We start from the raw sequence: 15,981 nt of genomic DNA, 5'->3' as shown, positions 1-15,981 counted from the left end.
TGTGGTTTGCTGTAAAAACTAAGGTGTTTTACAACAGGATTATTCTTGAAAAACTGAAAAACAGTAAACTCAAAGGTGCCAACAGCACTGAATTTAAAATCGCAAATCGAACATTTGTGAAATGAATGAAGTTTGGCTTTAAATTGCGGTTTTTCGGAAACAGAAAACTCTAATTTCTCTTTGCAATTATGAGTGTCTAAAATATGTTCGTACGAATGGACAGCCGGAAAAAGTATTGCGAACAATACAATTAAAGGCATAAAGAGATTAATAAGTTTAAGTTTCTTTTTCATTCGTTGAGATTATTTCCGACTCATTTAAAGTCAGAATTAATGCAATAGTGTTGCAAATATAGAAATCTTATTTTTAAATGCAATGTTGTTGCAGTAATTGTTTGCGAAAAATCAATGCTTTTGCTAATTTTAGCAAATCTTATATTCCTTAAAAATGAAAATTTTCTACAGCTTCCTTTGTTTTTTTATCTTGATTTTCAATAGTTTTTCGCAGTCAAAAGAAATGCAGGTTTATCTTTTGGATAAAGGTGTTTCAGAGTCATTGGCTAATTATAGAAAACAGGAAATCTCAGATGTCACTTACGGACTTTCATTTGAAATTCCGAATAAAAAAGAAGAACAAATTAAAGCCAATTTGGTTTTAGGAGTAACTTTGCCAAATCATCCTTATCGTTATGTTTATTTAGATTTTAAAGAGAAAACGGAAAACATACAAGCAATTGAAGTCAATGGAAAAAAGGTTTCAATTGTACACGAAAATGGCCATATTGTGATTGATTCTTCGGCTTTAGTTTCAGGAAAAAATAGCATTTCAATTTCTTTTATTGCAGGTAATTTATCATTAAATAGAAATGATGATTTTCTATACACTTTATTAGTTCCAGATCGCGCAAGTACATTGTTCCCGTGTTTCGATCAGCCAGACATAAAAGCGACTTATAAACTAAGTCTTTCTGTGCCCAAAGAATGGTCAGTTTTGGCTGGAGCCAATGTAAAAGAAAAAACCGAAAAGGGAGATTTTACACTGTACACTTTTGCAGAATCAGACAAAATGAGCACGTATTTATTTTCTTTCGTTGCCGGAAAATTCAAAAGCGCGACACAAAAGCCAGGTTTAGAAATGACCATGTTGTATCGTGAAAATAGTCCGGAGAAATTTCGCGTAAGCGCTGATACTATCTTCAATTTGCATCAACAATCTTTAGATTTTTTAGAAAAATATACTAATTATAAATTTCCATTTCAAAAATTAGATTTTGTTTCAATTCCAGTTTTTCAATATGGCGGAATGGAGCATGTAGGAGCAATTCAATACAGAGAATCGACTTTGTTTTTGGACAACAGTGCAACCGACAGTGAGAAATTAAACCGCGCAAAACTCATCGCGCACGAAACCTCGCACATGTGGTTTGGCGATTTGGTAACCATGAAATGGTTTGACGATGTTTGGATGAAAGAGGTTTTTGCCAACTTTATGGCCGATAAAATCATGAATCCGATTTTTCCGAAAGTCAATCATAATCTACAATTTTTTACGGCGCATTATCCTAGCGCTTTCGCGGAAGACCGATCTTTAGGAACACATCCTATCAAACAGCATTTGGCGAATTTAAAAGATGCGGGTTCGCTATATGGAGCCATTATTTACAACAAAGCACCAATTATGATGCGTCAGTTAGAAGCTTCTATGGGAAAGGAAGCTTTTCAGAAAGGAATCGAAAAATACATTCAGAAATATGCCAACGACAATGCCGATTGGAATAATCTCGTAGAACTTCTCGATGCCGAAACTCCATTAGATATGAAAAAATGGAGCGATGTCTGGGTAAATAAATCGGGGAGAGCCATTTTTACGGATCAAATCGAATATGATGCTAAAAACCGAATTAAAAGCTTTAAAATTCAGCAAAAAGCAGAAGATAAATCAGAGAATATCTGGCCTCAGGTTTTTCAGATTGGTTTAGTTTATGGTAAAGAGGTAAAGGTTTTATCGGTTAATATTAATGACAAAAATACGATTGTAAAAGAGGCTATCGGACTTGAAAAACCGCTTGCCCTTGTTTACAATTATAATGGTTTTGGATACGGCGTTTTTCCGCTTGACGGAAACAATTTAAATTATATTGCTGGTTTAAGAGATGAAATGGCAAGAGCTTCGAGTTATAGTAATCTTTATGAAAATACTTTGATTGGCAATGTTTCGCCAGAAAAAGCTTTTGATTGTTTTTTAAAGGGGATTCAAACAGAACAAAACGAATTGGTTTTAAGAATTGTTTCAGGAAATTTAAATACGATTTACTGGAGATTATTGACAGAAAAACAGCAAAGTAAATTTCAGAAACAGCTTGAAGGTGTTTTATACGAGCGTTTACAGGCCAATTTATCTGCAAATATCAAAAAGACTTTATTCGGATTATTTAGCTCAATTGCCTATTCTGATTCGGCGAAAGCCAGTTTGTATAAAATTTGGAACAGAGAAATTTCTATTCCGAATTTGAAATTAAACGAAGACGATTATACCAATGTGGCAATGAATCTGGCTATTTTTGAACATCCAAAAGCTGATGAAATTTTGGAGAAAACCAGAACATCTTTCACAAATCCGGATAAACAAAAGCGTTTTGAGTTCTTGCTTCCCTCATTATCAAAAGACGAATCGGTTCGAAATGCTTTTATGGAATCTTTAAAAGACGATGCAAACCGTGAGAAAGAATCTTGGGTTTCGGTTGGGTTGGCAAATGTAAATCATCCGCTTCGTCAAGGAAGTGCTCAAAAGTATATTAGATTTTCATTAGATTTGGTAGACGAAATCCAACGGACGGGAGATATTTTCTTTCCGAAAGATTGGCTGGATAATACCGTTGGGAAATATTCGTCGAAATTTGCTTTTGATGAAGTACAGCGATTCTTAAAAGAAAACCCTAATTTTAGTCCGATCTTGAAACGTAAATTGTTTCAGGCGACAGATTTGCTTTTTAAAGCACAAAATATTAAAAAAGAAACCGAATGAAAATCGAATCGGAAATAGAGAAAGTCTCCAGTTTTCAGCATCTAGAAATGCTGGCCAATCAGGTTGTGGAAGGTTTTATATCGGGAATGCACAAGAGTCCGTTTCATGGATTTTCGGCCGAATTTGCAGAACATAAAGTCTACAATGCAGGCGAAAGCACCAAACATATCGATTGGAAATTGTTTGCTAAAACGGATCGTTTGTACACGAAACGTTTTGAGGAAGAAACCAATTTACGCTGTCATCTTATTGTAGATAATTCGTCATCAATGCATTATCCTGAACTAAAATCAAATCAGCCTTTTTACGAAAAGAAAATCGGATTTGCAGTTTTGGCTTCGGCGGTCTTGATGAATATTCTAAAGAAACAGCGCGATGCCGTTGGGTTAAGCGTTTTCTCGGATAAATATGAATATTACGCTCCAGAAAAAGGAAGTGATCGTCACCATAGAATGCTTTTGAATAAACTGGAAGAATTATTGGTTCAGCCAAAAGTCAAAAAGACGACCGATACAATAACATATCTGCATCAGATTGCAGAGAAAATGCATCGCCGTTCGATGATTATTTTGTTTACCGATATGTTTCAGACCGAAGATGATGAGAAATTATTCAACGCACTGCAACATCTAAAACACAATAAGCACAAAGTAGTTTTATTTCATGTAGTTGATAATGAAACCGAATTGAAATTTGATTTTGATAACACGCCAAGAAAGTTTATTGACTTAGAATCAGGAGAAGAGGTTTCGATTTTTGCTGACAATGTAAAAGAAGAATATGAAAAAAGGGTAGAGGCTTACTTTAAAAACTTGGCTTTAACCTGTGCGAAGAACCAAATTAAGTACGTTCCAGTAAATGTTGGCGATAATTTTGAAAAAATATTGACTACATATTTGGTTGAAAAACAAAACTTTGGATAAATATTTGAAAATTTATTTCATTTTTTTTACAAAAACACTTGCAGAAATGAAATTCTGTACTATCTTTGCAACCGCAATAACGCAGAGGTTTGGTAGTTCAGTTGGTTAGAATACATGCCTGTCACGCATGGGGTCGCGGGTTCGAGTCCCGTCCAGACCGCAATATTGGGGAAGCCTTTCTTAACAGAAAGGCTTTTTTGCCCAAATACGGTATCTAAGATTAGTTGTGTTGTTTTGCTACGACTTTGTAACTCGTAGCTGGTTTAGTAGTTAGACCAATGAAAAGCTTTCCACTTTTGTGGATGGCTTTTTTGATTTAAGACACTTTTGGTTTTTTTTTATTTAACCGCAAAGAGCGCTAAGATTTTACGCAAAGTCCGCAAAGATATTTTCTAAAGAATGCAAAGTTCGCAAAGCTTACAATTGAGAAAGCTTTGCGATTTTTTTTTTTTGCTTAATTCTAATTTTAACCCACAGTTTGTAATTCTGAGGAACGAAAGCACGAGCGAAAGCGAACTGGCGAAGTAATCTCCGCAAGTAACTCTATAAAGATTTTCCATTCATTATATAAAAACATGGCCCGTGGTTTCAACCACGGGAACACAATCTATATAAATACGTCTCCGGTGGTTGAAGCCACGGGCTATGTTTAAAAATGAGTGTTTGAAACAATGGGTTATGTGAATGAAAAACTGCGGACTTTGCGTAAATCTTAGCGCTCTTAACGGTTAAGTAAAAGAAAATTCTTGCTTTTTGATTGAAACTTGAATTTTTAAAATATTGGATTTTAACCAATTAAAAAATTGTCTAAATTTTATTTGAAAAAACACTTGCAGAAACGAAATTCTGTTGTATTTTTGCACCCACAATAACGCAGGGTTTGGTAGTTCAGTTGGTTAGAATACATGCCTGTCACGCATGGGGTCGCGGGTTCGAGTCCCGTCCAGACCGCCTAAGTTTGTAAAAAGCTTCTCTTAATGGGAAGCTTTTTTGTTTTTATACAGTTTATGAAATTTAACCGCAAAGAGCGCAAAGGTTTACGCAAAGTTCGCAAAGCTATATCATATAGCTTTGCGAACTTTGCGTTTGTAAACGTAATCTTAGAAGAAATCTTAGCGCTCTTTGCGGTTAAAATTCTATTATCTTTATAATATGGAACAATCCCCTTTTAAAGTAGACAAATATTACATCAAGAGAGTAGATGCCGATAAGAAAAGCATTTACTGTCATCATGATATAATGGGTGAATTACTGGTTCCTACACATAAACACAACAAAGCTCAGATGCTGTATGCAGAAGGCGATGTGGTTTTTGTGACAACTGAAACGAAATCATATTTTTTGCCTGCAAGACATTTTATTTGGATTCCCGCGGGAGTAGAGCATAGTATCGAGCCCAAGTCGGAACATGTGATGATGCGAAATTTGTATTTTCCGGTTGAGAAGGATGAGGATGATTTCTATAAAAGCGAAGGTATTTATCCGGTGAATAATCTACTGCTTCAAATGATGATGTTTACCAATCAGTGGAACGGCGATTTGAAAAAAGGAAGTCCTAGTTTTGTGATTGCAAAAGCCATAAAAGCGATTCTTCCGCAGATATGTCATACCAATTTACCTTTAGAACTTCCTCAGCCTAAAGATAAACGATTAGGAAAAATTCTTCGACATATTGAGAACAATCTAGGAGAAACGATTCTTTTTGCCGATGTGGCGCATGAATTTGGGTTTAGCGAACGCTCTTTGTATCGCTTATTTCAAAAAGATCTCAAGATGTCTTTTATTCAATATTATACCATTCGAAGAATCCTCAAAGCGATCGAACTTTTATTAGAAAGAAAACTTTCGGTAAAAGAGGTAGCTCTAGAAGTTGGGTATAATAGTGTTCCGACTTTCAGTAATACTTTTTTTAAGATTTTAGGTCAAAGACCTTCTGATTACTTAAACGGAGAAGAAATTTTAGAAAGAAAGTAGTTTTTATTTCACGCAGATTTTAATAGATTTTACAGATTCTTTTTATTCCATGCGTAAAAAAGAATCTCTCACAGATTCCGCAGATTTGAGAGATTTTTTTAAATGCTTTATAATCTGCACAATCAGCTAAAATCTATTAAAATCTGCGTGAAATAGCACAATCCAAACCTATTTTGTAATAAATTGTTTTTCAGTGTTTTAATATAACGTTTTCGGAAAATGGAATTTTAACATTTGTCCGAAATGAATATGTTATTGACTTTTTAGAATCATCCGCCAAGCAAAAAATGAAGGAACTTTGCAGCATAAATTATTCAAATATTCATGTTCCTTACAAAAACAAACTCTAAAGAAGATTGTTTTCCCAGAAGCTTATTGATTTTACTAATGGTATTGGTATTCAGTAGTTTACAAGCTCAGGAAGTTCATACGGTTTCTTTACAAGAAGCGATGAAACTGGCGAAGGAAAACAACAAAAAAATCCTTAAATCTCAACTGGAGATTACGCTCGCTGAGCAAAACATCAAAGAAAGAAAAGAACTTAGATTACCGGATGTACAACTAAACGGAATGTACTCCAGAATTACGAACATTACAGAATTTAAAGGAGATGGTTTCTTAAACGGAAAAGAAGTTACGAAAGCAATTCCTGAAATCTATGAGGTAAATTCAACTTTTAAAATGCCAATTTACGTTGGAAACAAGATTAATAACGCAATAAAAATTGCGAATCAGGAAAACGAAATTGCAAAAATAAAATCGGAAAAAACAGAAAATGATATTGAACTAGAAGTTGTTGCAAACTATCTGGCGATTTATAAAATGATGGAACTTCAAAAGATATTTGAAGAAAACATCAAAGAAGAAAAAAGCCGATTAAAAGAAGTGCAATCGCTTCAAAAACACGGAACGGTAACCAAAAATGAGGTTATACGTGCCGAATTACAGCTTTCAGATCGTGAGTTGAACGCGCTTACAAACTCCAAAAACATTAAAATTGCGCTTCACGATTTGAAGACTTTAATTCAGATTTCAGAAAACGAAGAAATTGCAATCGATACAACTGCAAGTCTGGACGAAATGAATGGTTTAGATCCGTATGATTTTTATCTGAACAAAGCGATGCAGAATGAAGAAATGCGAATTGCAAGTCAGGAATTAAATATCAGTAAAACCGAAATGCAATTGGTAAAAGGGAATTATCTGCCAAGCGTAAACTTCTTCGGGAATTACGGCTTTTATTATCCAAATTACAAATTCTTTCCGCCAAATCCGTATTTGTACACTTTAGGGCAGGTAGGAATCGAGGCACGTTTTGATCTTTCGGCTTTGTATAAAAACAAGACGAAAGTGGCAAAAGCAAGCACTAAAATCGATATGCAGAAAATGCAGACTGAAATTATAAAAGAAGAAATTCAAGATCAGTTATATAAAGAGCATACTCAGTATCAGGAAATACTTGAAAAATTTGTCGTGGTGGATAAAGCTTTGGATTTAGCTGAAGAAAACTACCGAATTGTAAAGCTGAAATACTTAAATCAATTGGTTTTAATTACCGAAATGGTCGATGCTGATAATGCGTTGCTTCAGGCAAAATACAACAAAATCTCTACCCGATTGGATGCTGTTTTGAAACATTATGAAATGATGCACACGGCAGGGATCATGCCTCAGAGCTAAATGCTGATAAAGATTTGACTAAAGCCTTAGAGGGAAGAAGCAAGAGGAAAGACTTGGAAGAGGAAAGAAGCAAGAGAAAAGATTTAAAAGAAAAAACTTAGATAAAGAGATAAAAAAGATGGTTAAGATAAAAAATGAAACTAAGAGAAATAAAACGTTTCATATATTAATAACAATTATTGCGTGTACGCTGGTAATAAGCGGGGTTATTTTGGGAATTTGGTTTTATGTGTTTAACCGAAACCATGAAGAAACCAATGATGCGCAGGTAGAACAATATGTTACGCCAATTATGTCGAGAATTACAGGTTATGTACAGGAAGTTCGTTTTGACGAAAATCAATTTGTACATAAAGGAGATACTTTGGTGGTGATCGATAATAGAGAATATAAATCGAAATTGAATGTGGCTCTTGCCGATGTTCAAAATGCGCAGCAAAATAGCGTTGTGGCTCAAAAAAATGCCATTAATACAGCAAGTGCAACGGCAATTAACGAGTCGCAATTAGATGCTGCAAAATCGAATCTTTGGAAAACTAAGCTAGAATACGAAAGATATAAAGCTTTGGTGAGCGAAGAAGCAGCAACTTCTCAGCAATTAGAAAAAGTAAAAGCAGATTACGAGTCGGCACAAGCACATTTTCAGGAAATGAAAAATAGAATTCATTCGGCTACTTTAAGTACTTCTGTTGCTGAAGCGAATGTTCCAACAACGCAAACGAATATTGCTTCAAAACAAGCTGTTGCAGATAATGCGGCATTGTTTCTTTCATATACTGTAATCACAGCACCTTATGACGGCTGGGTTGGAAAAAGAACTTTACAGCCTGGACAAATGGTAAAAGAAGGACAATCTTTGCTTTCTATTGTAAGTAAAGAAAAATGGATTACAGCGAACTTTAAAGAAACGCAATTGCAATATTTAACTGTTGGGCAAGAAGTTGAAATCAAAGCAGATGCAATAAGCGACAAAGTTTTTGTGGGAACAATTGCTTCGTTATCGCCTGCGAGTGGTGCGAGATTCTCGTTGCTACCTCCAGATAATGCGACTGGAAACTTCGTAAAAATCGAACAGAGAATTCCAGTTCGAATTCAGTTAAAAGAACAAGACAAACAAACCGATTTTTTAAGAGCAGGAATGAACATTACGGTTGTTGCTGCACGCAAATAAAATGGAAGATAAAAGTATATTTAAATCATGGGTTCCAAAATGGGCGATCATTATTATTTTGTTCGTTTGTTTACTGCATTCCATGATTTTATTGGGAGTTTACACGTCAAACGTCACATATGCGGCGAGTTTTCTGGACATTGAGCCAGAAGATTTGCAGTTTGCAATGTGCGTTACGTACGGAACTCTGCTGGCAACCATTTTAATAGAAAGCCGATTTTCAAGTTTTTTTCCTGCAAAAAATTACCTGATGGCGGTTTATTCCTTAATCGGAATTACCATTATTTCATCGGCTTATATTACTAATTTTTCAGTTTTTTTATTGATGAGAGTTGCCGAAGGAATCTTGATGGCGCTTCCTGTAATCACGATCAGACAATTGCTTATTGAGCAGTTCAATACTAAAAATGCCATTATTATCGGGTTTTCATTTTACTACGGCGCGCTGTTGTTGTCTACGCCTTTTATTATGAATATCGCTGTGTGGTTTCTCGATCATTACGACTGGAAATATATGTTGTATGTTTCGGGCGGACTACAAGTTTTAAACGTCTTTTTAATCTTAGTTACTTTCAGGGGGCACCGAATTACAAAGAAGATTCCGTTGTATCAAATCGACTGGATGAGTTATTTTTTGGTTTTAATTTCGATTCTTTGCGGTGCCTACTTTTTTGTTTTTGCTGAGAAAAAATATTGGTTACAGTCTTCAGAAATGGTTTTAATCTTGATGATTTCGCTCATTACAGGCGGATTATTCATTTTTAAAGAACGTTTAGTAAAACGACCAAGTTTTAATTTTGAAGTTATAAAATACGCCAATCTGCGAATAGGATTTTTATTGTTTTTCCTTTTCTATATTAGCAGAGCAACACTGAGTCTTTGTCATTCGGCAATGTTTTCAATCTGGAATTGGGATCCTTCTCGTGTTGCGGGCGTTCAGTATATAAACGGATTAGGAAACGTAATCGGACTTATTTTAGCCGCATTTTTCTTGATGAAATCTGTTTCGACTAAAATTATTTTTATGATTGGTTTTACGCTTATTGCTATTTTCCATTTCTGGTTTACGTTTCTTTTTGTGCCAGATATTGCATTGAGCGATATTATCATTCCCTATATTTTGCAAGGAATCGGTGTTGGATTTTTATTTGTTCCGCTCATCTTATTTACCACATCATCGGTTCCGGCAAATATGGCGGTTTCTTCAGGAATTGTTGGGGTTTCAGGGCGTTTTTGGGGAAGTACAATTGGTTTCTGCGTCATGCAGAATGCAATGGTTTTCTTGAACAAAAAACACTTCTTGAAATTAAGTCAATTTGTTACTGGTGAAAATCCAGAAGCACAGCAAACCATTGCAAGCACAACTCAAAGTTTTATTGCCAAAGGATATTCGGCAGATAATGCAAATGTTTTGGCCATGAAAAAGGTTTTCAGTACAATCACAAAACAATCGACTTTATTGGCCGATATGGAAATTTATACGATTGTTGGTTATGGTTTAGTGGTTTTGATTATTCTAATTGCATGCAATCAGCATTTAAGACAAACCATGACGTTGGTTAAAAGTAAAATTTGGATCGGCTAGAAAGCAAATCCCAATTTTTTAAATTCCAAATTCCAAAAGGCGTAAAGTTTTATTTTTAAAGCCACAGATTATAAAGATTAAAAGGATTTTTGTTTCACGCAGATTCGGCAGATTTTAGCAGATTTAATTTTTGAGATTTTTAAAAATAAATAATCTGCGCTTATCTGCTTAAATCTTTTTAAAATCTGCGTGAAACAAAAAAACTTTGCGGCTTCGCGACTTTGCGAGATTAAAAAAAAACTCTTAGCGAATCTCTGCAAAAAACCTCCGCGCAACTCTGCGGAAAAACTTATCTTGCAACCGTTAAAACAACAAAATAAAATTATGAGCCAGCAATGTGTAATTTTTGATATGGATGGCGTGATTTCACACACCAATCCGCATCATGTAATCGCTTTTGAAAAGTTTTTCGATAAATATAATGTTCCGTATACTCAAGAAGAATTTGAAGAACATATGTACGGAAAACACAATAGTTATATCATGACGCATTTCTTCAAACGTCCAATTGAGGGAGAGGAATTGATTAAGCTTGAAGATGAGAAAGAAGGAATGTTCCGTGAGATTTATAAAGACAAAGTCGAAACGATTCCGCATTATATGGATTTTTTAAACGAATTAAAATCTCGTGGTTTCAAAACTGCAGTTGCCACATCAGCGCCGCGTGCAAATTTGGATTTGATCGCCAATTTCCTGAAACTCGACGAAAAAATGGATTCGATGATGTCCAGCGAAGACGTTACATTTCATAAACCAAATCCAGAAGTGTATCTAAAATCGGCAGAACGCGTTGGAGTTTCTCCTTCTGATTGTGTGGTTTTCGAAGATTCTTTTTCGGGTATTACGGCAGGACTAAATGCCGGAATGAAAGTGGTTGGCGTTTTGAGCACGCATACCAAAGAACAGCTTCCGCCATGTGATTTTTATATTAATGATTATAGTGAAGTGAATGTGGATAAGGTTATTGAAATATTGGGTAAATAAATTCCAATTTTTTAAATTCCAAATTCTAAACTTTGCGACTCTGCGTCTTTGCGAGATTAATTTTAAAGTATTAAACTTATGAATCTCTCGCAAAGTCGCGAAGTCGCAAAGTTTTTTTAATACTTCTCCTCCAAAAAAGCCATCCAGCCTTTTTCAAATTCCTCTTGCGTTACATTCAATGTTTTTTCAATGTTGCCGAAAGATGCAATCAGTTTGGGCAGAATGTCTTTTCCCCATTTTTGCGTCATGTATTCGATTATCGTGTAGCCAATATTATAAATCTGATTGCTGTGATTTAAATCTTCTAAAGTCAGGTTTTTGCTTTTGGCGTATTTTACGCTTAACGTATTTACTTCTTCTGCTTCAAACATACTAATCGATTCCCAAAGCCAACGCGGATATTCGGCTTTGAATTTTTTATCAAATTCTCTTTCAAAAGTCAGTCGGTCTTGGGTGATAATGGTATCTTTTGCTTTGTGTATTAATATGTTCAGCTGAACGCAATGCGTAAACTCGTGCAAAGCCGTTTTGAGCGGATCGTCTGGAAAGATGGAATTAAACCAATTCGTCCATACAAAATGAAATTCGTTTGGACCACGACTTGTGCCTTTTGTGTTTTCTGTTAAACCCGTAGCTTCATTAAACTTGAATTGCGAACCGTAAACAAAAACCTTTATCGGGTCGTGTTCTACGTCTTTTAGATTTTCTCTTATTCTAGAATAATTTTCCTCGAGATGTTTGCTGACTTTTTCGGCCTCGCTTTTATAAATTCCGTTATAGGAAACAATAAAATGCTCTGATTTAAGAGTTTTGGTTTCGTGCTGAACGGTAAAGCTTCGGATCGTTCTAGCAAAATAAAAAACAGCAATAATTGCTAATAGAATAACTAATAATCTGTATTTTCTCATGTGTTCTAATTGTTTTTTGAGATTAAAAACAAGCGAAATTTTGAGAATTAGGTTTTTGGTGTTTTAAAAATAAGAATATTTAAATACTAAAGCTTAAAATAATTAAAGAAATTTCTGAATTTATAGTTTTTGGTGGTTTTTAATCTCGCAAAGTCGCAGAAGCGCAAAGTTTTTTTTTAGCCACAGATTATTAAGATTAAAAGGATTTTTTACGCATTGTAACCATAAAGTATTGTCATTTCGAGGAACGAGACTCGAGCGATAGCGAATAGGCGAAGCAAATCTCCACAAGTAGCTCCGCAACGAAAAGCTAATCTTTGTCGATATGCGAGTGTGATTTCTCCTTCGTCGAAATGACAAACTAGACGGATAGTCTTTGACTAAAATTTAAACTCGTCTGTTCTTTATCTTCAAAAAAACTTCATTTCTAAACCAATTTTCATCTTCTTGAGTTTCAAAAATTCGTTTTGGAAGGAAGATTGCTTGTCCTTTGGTGTAGTATAAAAGATAGAGGTCATTTAGTTCGAAAACTTTTACAAAATTTTGCATAGGAACTGTACTATTAGAGATTTCCCCCATTCCAGAAATAATTCTATCTGAGAATATTTCATGTTGTCTTTCGTAGAAAATAATCTTATTATCTTTTGAATTTGTAAAAATCCAATATTTATAAATCGTAAGAACAGGATACATAAAACCAACGACTATAATAAAAATGCTAAAAGAATCTTTCTTTCCAGTAAAAAGAACGAAAGCAGAAAACATCCACATAAAAAGAAATAACCATCCTCGTCTTTTTAATTCAAGTCTAACGAGGAACATGAAATATTCTTTTTTTGTAAGTTGAACTTTTTTGGTTTTAATCATTGGAGATTAAGGAAAATTTTAAGGTTTTATTTCAAAGGAAAATCAAACAATTCTTTAGGTTCAATATCTAAAGCATTTGCGATTTTTATAAGAGTTTTTACTGTAGTATTGATTTTAGCAGTTTCTATTCTTGCTATCTGAGACTTAGTAACACCAGAATCATCAGCTAAATCTTGCTGTGATAAGTCTTTCTTTTCACGTAATTGTCTGATGTGAATGCCAAGATTTATAATATAATTTTCTTCTGAAATGTTCATATTTCAAAAGTGGAAAGATTTATTTCGCTTTCGATAGCATACATGCCTACAAATTATTATATTTGCTCCAAATAAAAAATAAGACAATGGCTACAAATGATCTTTCGGAAGAAACAGAAAAGAAACTCTTAGATTTTTTTAATAATGTTATTGATGCCAAAGATTTGGCAAAAGCAATACGGCAATTAAATTATGCAATTGCATTAGTTGTGATGAGAGATGATGAAAGAGGATATGTTTATGCTCAAAGAGAAAACTTAGAAAAAGGTTTTTATTGGCTGAATGAATTAGCTGAAATTTTACATCCTTATTTGGAGGTTGAATAAGAGAAAATAACGTTTTAAGATATCTTCATTTCGACGAAAGGAGAAACCAAAAGCAAAACCGACAAAAAATTCCAGAGTGATTTCCGCAATTTTTTTCATAGTTTGACAACCTGTTGGTGATGCTGAAAAGCTCCTTTCGTCAAGGTGATAGGAAGGGGTTCTAAAATTTTAATTTTAGATGATATAATTATATGATAAGTCAATTGATTTAACAAAGAATATTCATTAAAACGGTAAATCATCTGGCTCATCCGCAGTTATTTTTTCATTTTTTGAAAGAGCAATTTTAGTTAGAAAATCTGTTGCTTCTTTGTTTAAATTTATTCCTTTTTGTTCTAATTCTTCAATAACTATAGATTTAAATTCTAGTTTGTCTATTAGGTGTTTGTGTTTAATTGTGAAAATTCGAAATAAATCATCCCATGTCATGGCGTATATTTCATAATTTTTTATTGACTGTACTAAGTATTTTTTTCCTTTTTCTTTTTGATTAACATGTAAATCTTTGATGTATTCATCTAGTTTTATCCCAACTAAAATGAATTTCCACGTTCTTGTAACGCTATTAAATCTTTCATCTTCAATTATAAATCTCAGATATCTTTCTACTTGTTGAAACTGTTCAGAGCCAATAATAACGCTAGGTCTCTTTAATTCAACAATAATATTCTCTTCAATTGTCAAGTCTGGATCACTGCCATCAATAATCTCTGATTTTCTAGAAATAAAAATATCTGGTCTTTGTAATTTATTTTTATTATCTATTTTCTCTGGCTTTTTTTTGTTTTTTTCTAAATGAGAGTAATAATTATTCAGAAGAATTTCGAAGTTTTTATCAGCAGAAACTAAATGGTATTGCTCTCCAAAAAGCCAGTAGTTATCTTCAATTACCTTTTGAACATGATTTCTTTCATCAGTAAACTTTTTCAAATCAAAGACTAGTAATTTAAGTATATCAACTATCTTAAATCTATTTTCTAAAAATTTCACAAGTGAAGTAATATGTGAAAGTTTAGTTGTTTTCAGAACATTTGAAAGTTCCAGTCTATCCGCATCTGAAAGTTTTACAACATTATCTACAATATTTAAAACATGTTCTCTTTGATCAGTATCTAATAATAGATTTAAAAAACCTACAATCGTTTTGCTTTGTGGGATACTAAGATTTTGAAAAATTTTAGGTTGAACACTATATAATTCTTTTACAACATTTTCTAAATCCTCTTTTCTAAGCTTATCATATTTATTGTCGCTAAAAAAGGGGAAAATACTGTTTCTATTATATTTCTCAATTAAAGCATCAGCTTTTAAATTTCTTACAAATTCTTTTTCTTTAGAGCTAACAAACTCGTTAAGATGGTCTATTAAGACTTTAAATGTTGGGTTGCTTTGATTAAAAGAATCATCTAGAACAGGATGATCATTTTTAGTGGCTTTAAATAAATCGAAATAATCAGATTCTATATAAACAGAATGATGAAAATCTGCAGTTTTATTGTTAAAAGAAGTATGCTTTCTATAAGCTTCTTTCTTATTGCTATTCAAAAAATAATAATAGTATTTATCTCCGATTTTTTCATTCCATCGTAAAAAACTTATTTTAAAAATGAATTTACCGAACTGAATTTCGTGATCATCTGAATCAGCAATTACTGTTTCGTAATTTAGAGGATGGTTGTTTATAAGGATTTTATAATCTCGCTCTTTATTTAAGTAGAGAAACCATCCAAACTCATTTGCTAAATAATTCTCGAAGTCTTCATTGTCGAGCAAATCGCTAGTTAATGCAAAAAAATCTTCAAATATTACTTCTGTACCATTTTGTTTATTTTTTGTAATAACTGTATCAATAGTTTCAAAGTTCTGAATTTCGTCTTTGTTTATTTGAATATTATAATTTAAAAAACGTCCGTCATCAGATTTAAAGGTAGTGTCCCATTTTGCTTTATTGCAAAAAAGTGAAAAGGAATATCTTCCTTTCCCTTTTTTTCCTTTGACAAATCCAGTTTCTGAAAATGAATTTGTTTTTAAGGAGACCATAAAGTTCCCGAATGTTTCTGAAATATTGGCAATATTTATTCCTGTCCCATTGTCTGATATGGAAAAATTATGAATATAGCCAATTTCATTAGCCGTGAAATCAATTTTTATGATAGAAGCATTTGCATCAAAACCATTCCAGATATATTCAGCTATAGCTCTTTTGTAATCAGTTGGAAGCCCACTTCCTTCTATACTCTTTGATGTAAGTTTGGTGGTGTGTTTTTTCATTTTTTTGGCTA

General features: G+C 33.5%; 12 protein-coding genes and 2 tRNA genes. 10 read left to right on the top strand and 4 right to left on the bottom strand.

Going from position 1 to position 15,981, the window contains the following annotated elements; all coding sequences use genetic code 11:
- The first annotated feature begins 447 nt into the window (after window positions 1-447).
- From AC3Y25_RS01635 to AC3Y25_RS01595, 9 genes are all read left to right on the top strand, one after another.
- On the top strand, window positions 448-3,024 hold the full coding sequence (locus tag AC3Y25_RS01635; protein ID WP_489901523.1) for a M1 family aminopeptidase: 2,577 nt from the start codon (window positions 448-450) through the stop codon (window positions 3,022-3,024).
- Window positions 3,021-3,947, top strand: coding sequence for a DUF58 domain-containing protein (locus AC3Y25_RS01630; protein WP_248729114.1), 927 nt, complete (start codon window positions 3,021-3,023; stop codon window positions 3,945-3,947). Before AC3Y25_RS01635 ends, AC3Y25_RS01630 begins: the two co-directional genes overlap by 4 nt.
- Window positions 3,948-4,033: 86 nt before the next feature.
- A tRNA-Asp gene (locus tag AC3Y25_RS01625) sits at window positions 4,034-4,107 on the top strand.
- Between the two features lie 717 nt (window positions 4,108-4,824).
- Window positions 4,825-4,898 (top strand) — tRNA-Asp (locus tag AC3Y25_RS01620).
- A gap of 201 nt (window positions 4,899-5,099) precedes the next feature.
- Window positions 5,100-5,921, top strand: coding sequence for a helix-turn-helix domain-containing protein (locus AC3Y25_RS01615; protein WP_489901522.1), 822 nt, complete (start codon window positions 5,100-5,102; stop codon window positions 5,919-5,921).
- A 387-nt stretch (window positions 5,922-6,308) separates the two neighbouring features.
- On the top strand, window positions 6,309-7,601 hold the full coding sequence (locus tag AC3Y25_RS01610; protein WP_489901521.1) for a TolC family protein: 1,293 nt from the start codon (window positions 6,309-6,311) through the stop codon (window positions 7,599-7,601).
- 118 nt (window positions 7,602-7,719) lie between these two features.
- Window positions 7,720-8,772: an HlyD family secretion protein gene (locus AC3Y25_RS01605; protein WP_489901520.1), complete on the top strand. Its 1,053-nt coding sequence runs from the start codon at window positions 7,720-7,722 to the stop codon at window positions 8,770-8,772.
- A 1-nt stretch (window position 8,773) separates the two neighbouring features.
- A complete protein-coding gene (locus tag AC3Y25_RS01600; RefSeq protein ID WP_489901519.1) occupies window positions 8,774-10,357 on the top strand; it encodes an efflux MFS transporter permease in 1,584 nt (527 codons plus the stop codon).
- A 324-nt stretch (window positions 10,358-10,681) separates the two neighbouring features.
- Window positions 10,682-11,341: an HAD family hydrolase gene (locus AC3Y25_RS01595; protein WP_489901518.1), complete on the top strand. Its 660-nt coding sequence runs from the start codon at window positions 10,682-10,684 to the stop codon at window positions 11,339-11,341.
- Window positions 11,342-11,457: 116 nt separating this feature from the next.
- On the opposite strand, the gene AC3Y25_RS01590 is transcribed toward AC3Y25_RS01595, so the two are convergent.
- From AC3Y25_RS01590 to AC3Y25_RS01580, 3 genes are all read right to left on the bottom strand, one after another.
- Window positions 11,458-12,249: a hypothetical protein gene (locus AC3Y25_RS01590; protein ID WP_489901517.1), complete on the bottom strand. Its 792-nt coding sequence runs from the start codon at window positions 12,247-12,249 to the stop codon at window positions 11,458-11,460.
- A 387-nt stretch (window positions 12,250-12,636) separates the two neighbouring features.
- The gene (locus AC3Y25_RS01585; protein ID WP_489901516.1) at window positions 12,637-13,071 is read right to left on the bottom strand and encodes a YcxB family protein; all 435 of its coding nucleotides are present in this window, start codon (window positions 13,069-13,071) and stop codon (window positions 12,637-12,639) included.
- A gap of 71 nt (window positions 13,072-13,142) precedes the next feature.
- Window positions 13,143-13,373 carry a helix-turn-helix domain-containing protein gene (locus AC3Y25_RS01580; protein ID WP_489901515.1) on the bottom strand — a complete coding sequence of 77 codons (231 nt, stop codon included), beginning with the start codon at window positions 13,371-13,373 and terminating at the stop codon, window positions 13,143-13,145.
- A gap of 86 nt (window positions 13,374-13,459) precedes the next feature.
- Here AC3Y25_RS01580 and AC3Y25_RS01575 point away from each other — a divergent pair, with 86 nt between their 5' ends.
- Window positions 13,460-13,699, top strand: a complete 240-nt coding sequence (locus tag AC3Y25_RS01575; RefSeq protein WP_250834368.1) for a hypothetical protein — start codon at window positions 13,460-13,462, stop codon at window positions 13,697-13,699.
- Between the two features lie 225 nt (window positions 13,700-13,924).
- Here AC3Y25_RS01575 and AC3Y25_RS01570 read toward each other — a convergent pair whose 3' ends face one another.
- Window positions 13,925-15,970, bottom strand: coding sequence for an ATP-binding protein (locus tag AC3Y25_RS01570; RefSeq protein WP_489901514.1), 2,046 nt, complete (start codon window positions 15,968-15,970; stop codon window positions 13,925-13,927).
- Window positions 15,971-15,981: the final 11 nt, after the last annotated feature.

This window comes from Flavobacterium sp. LK-23, from assembly GCF_058135255.1.
Note: the sequence above shows the minus strand (reverse complement) of the source record. Positions and strands in the feature narration are given on the sequence as shown.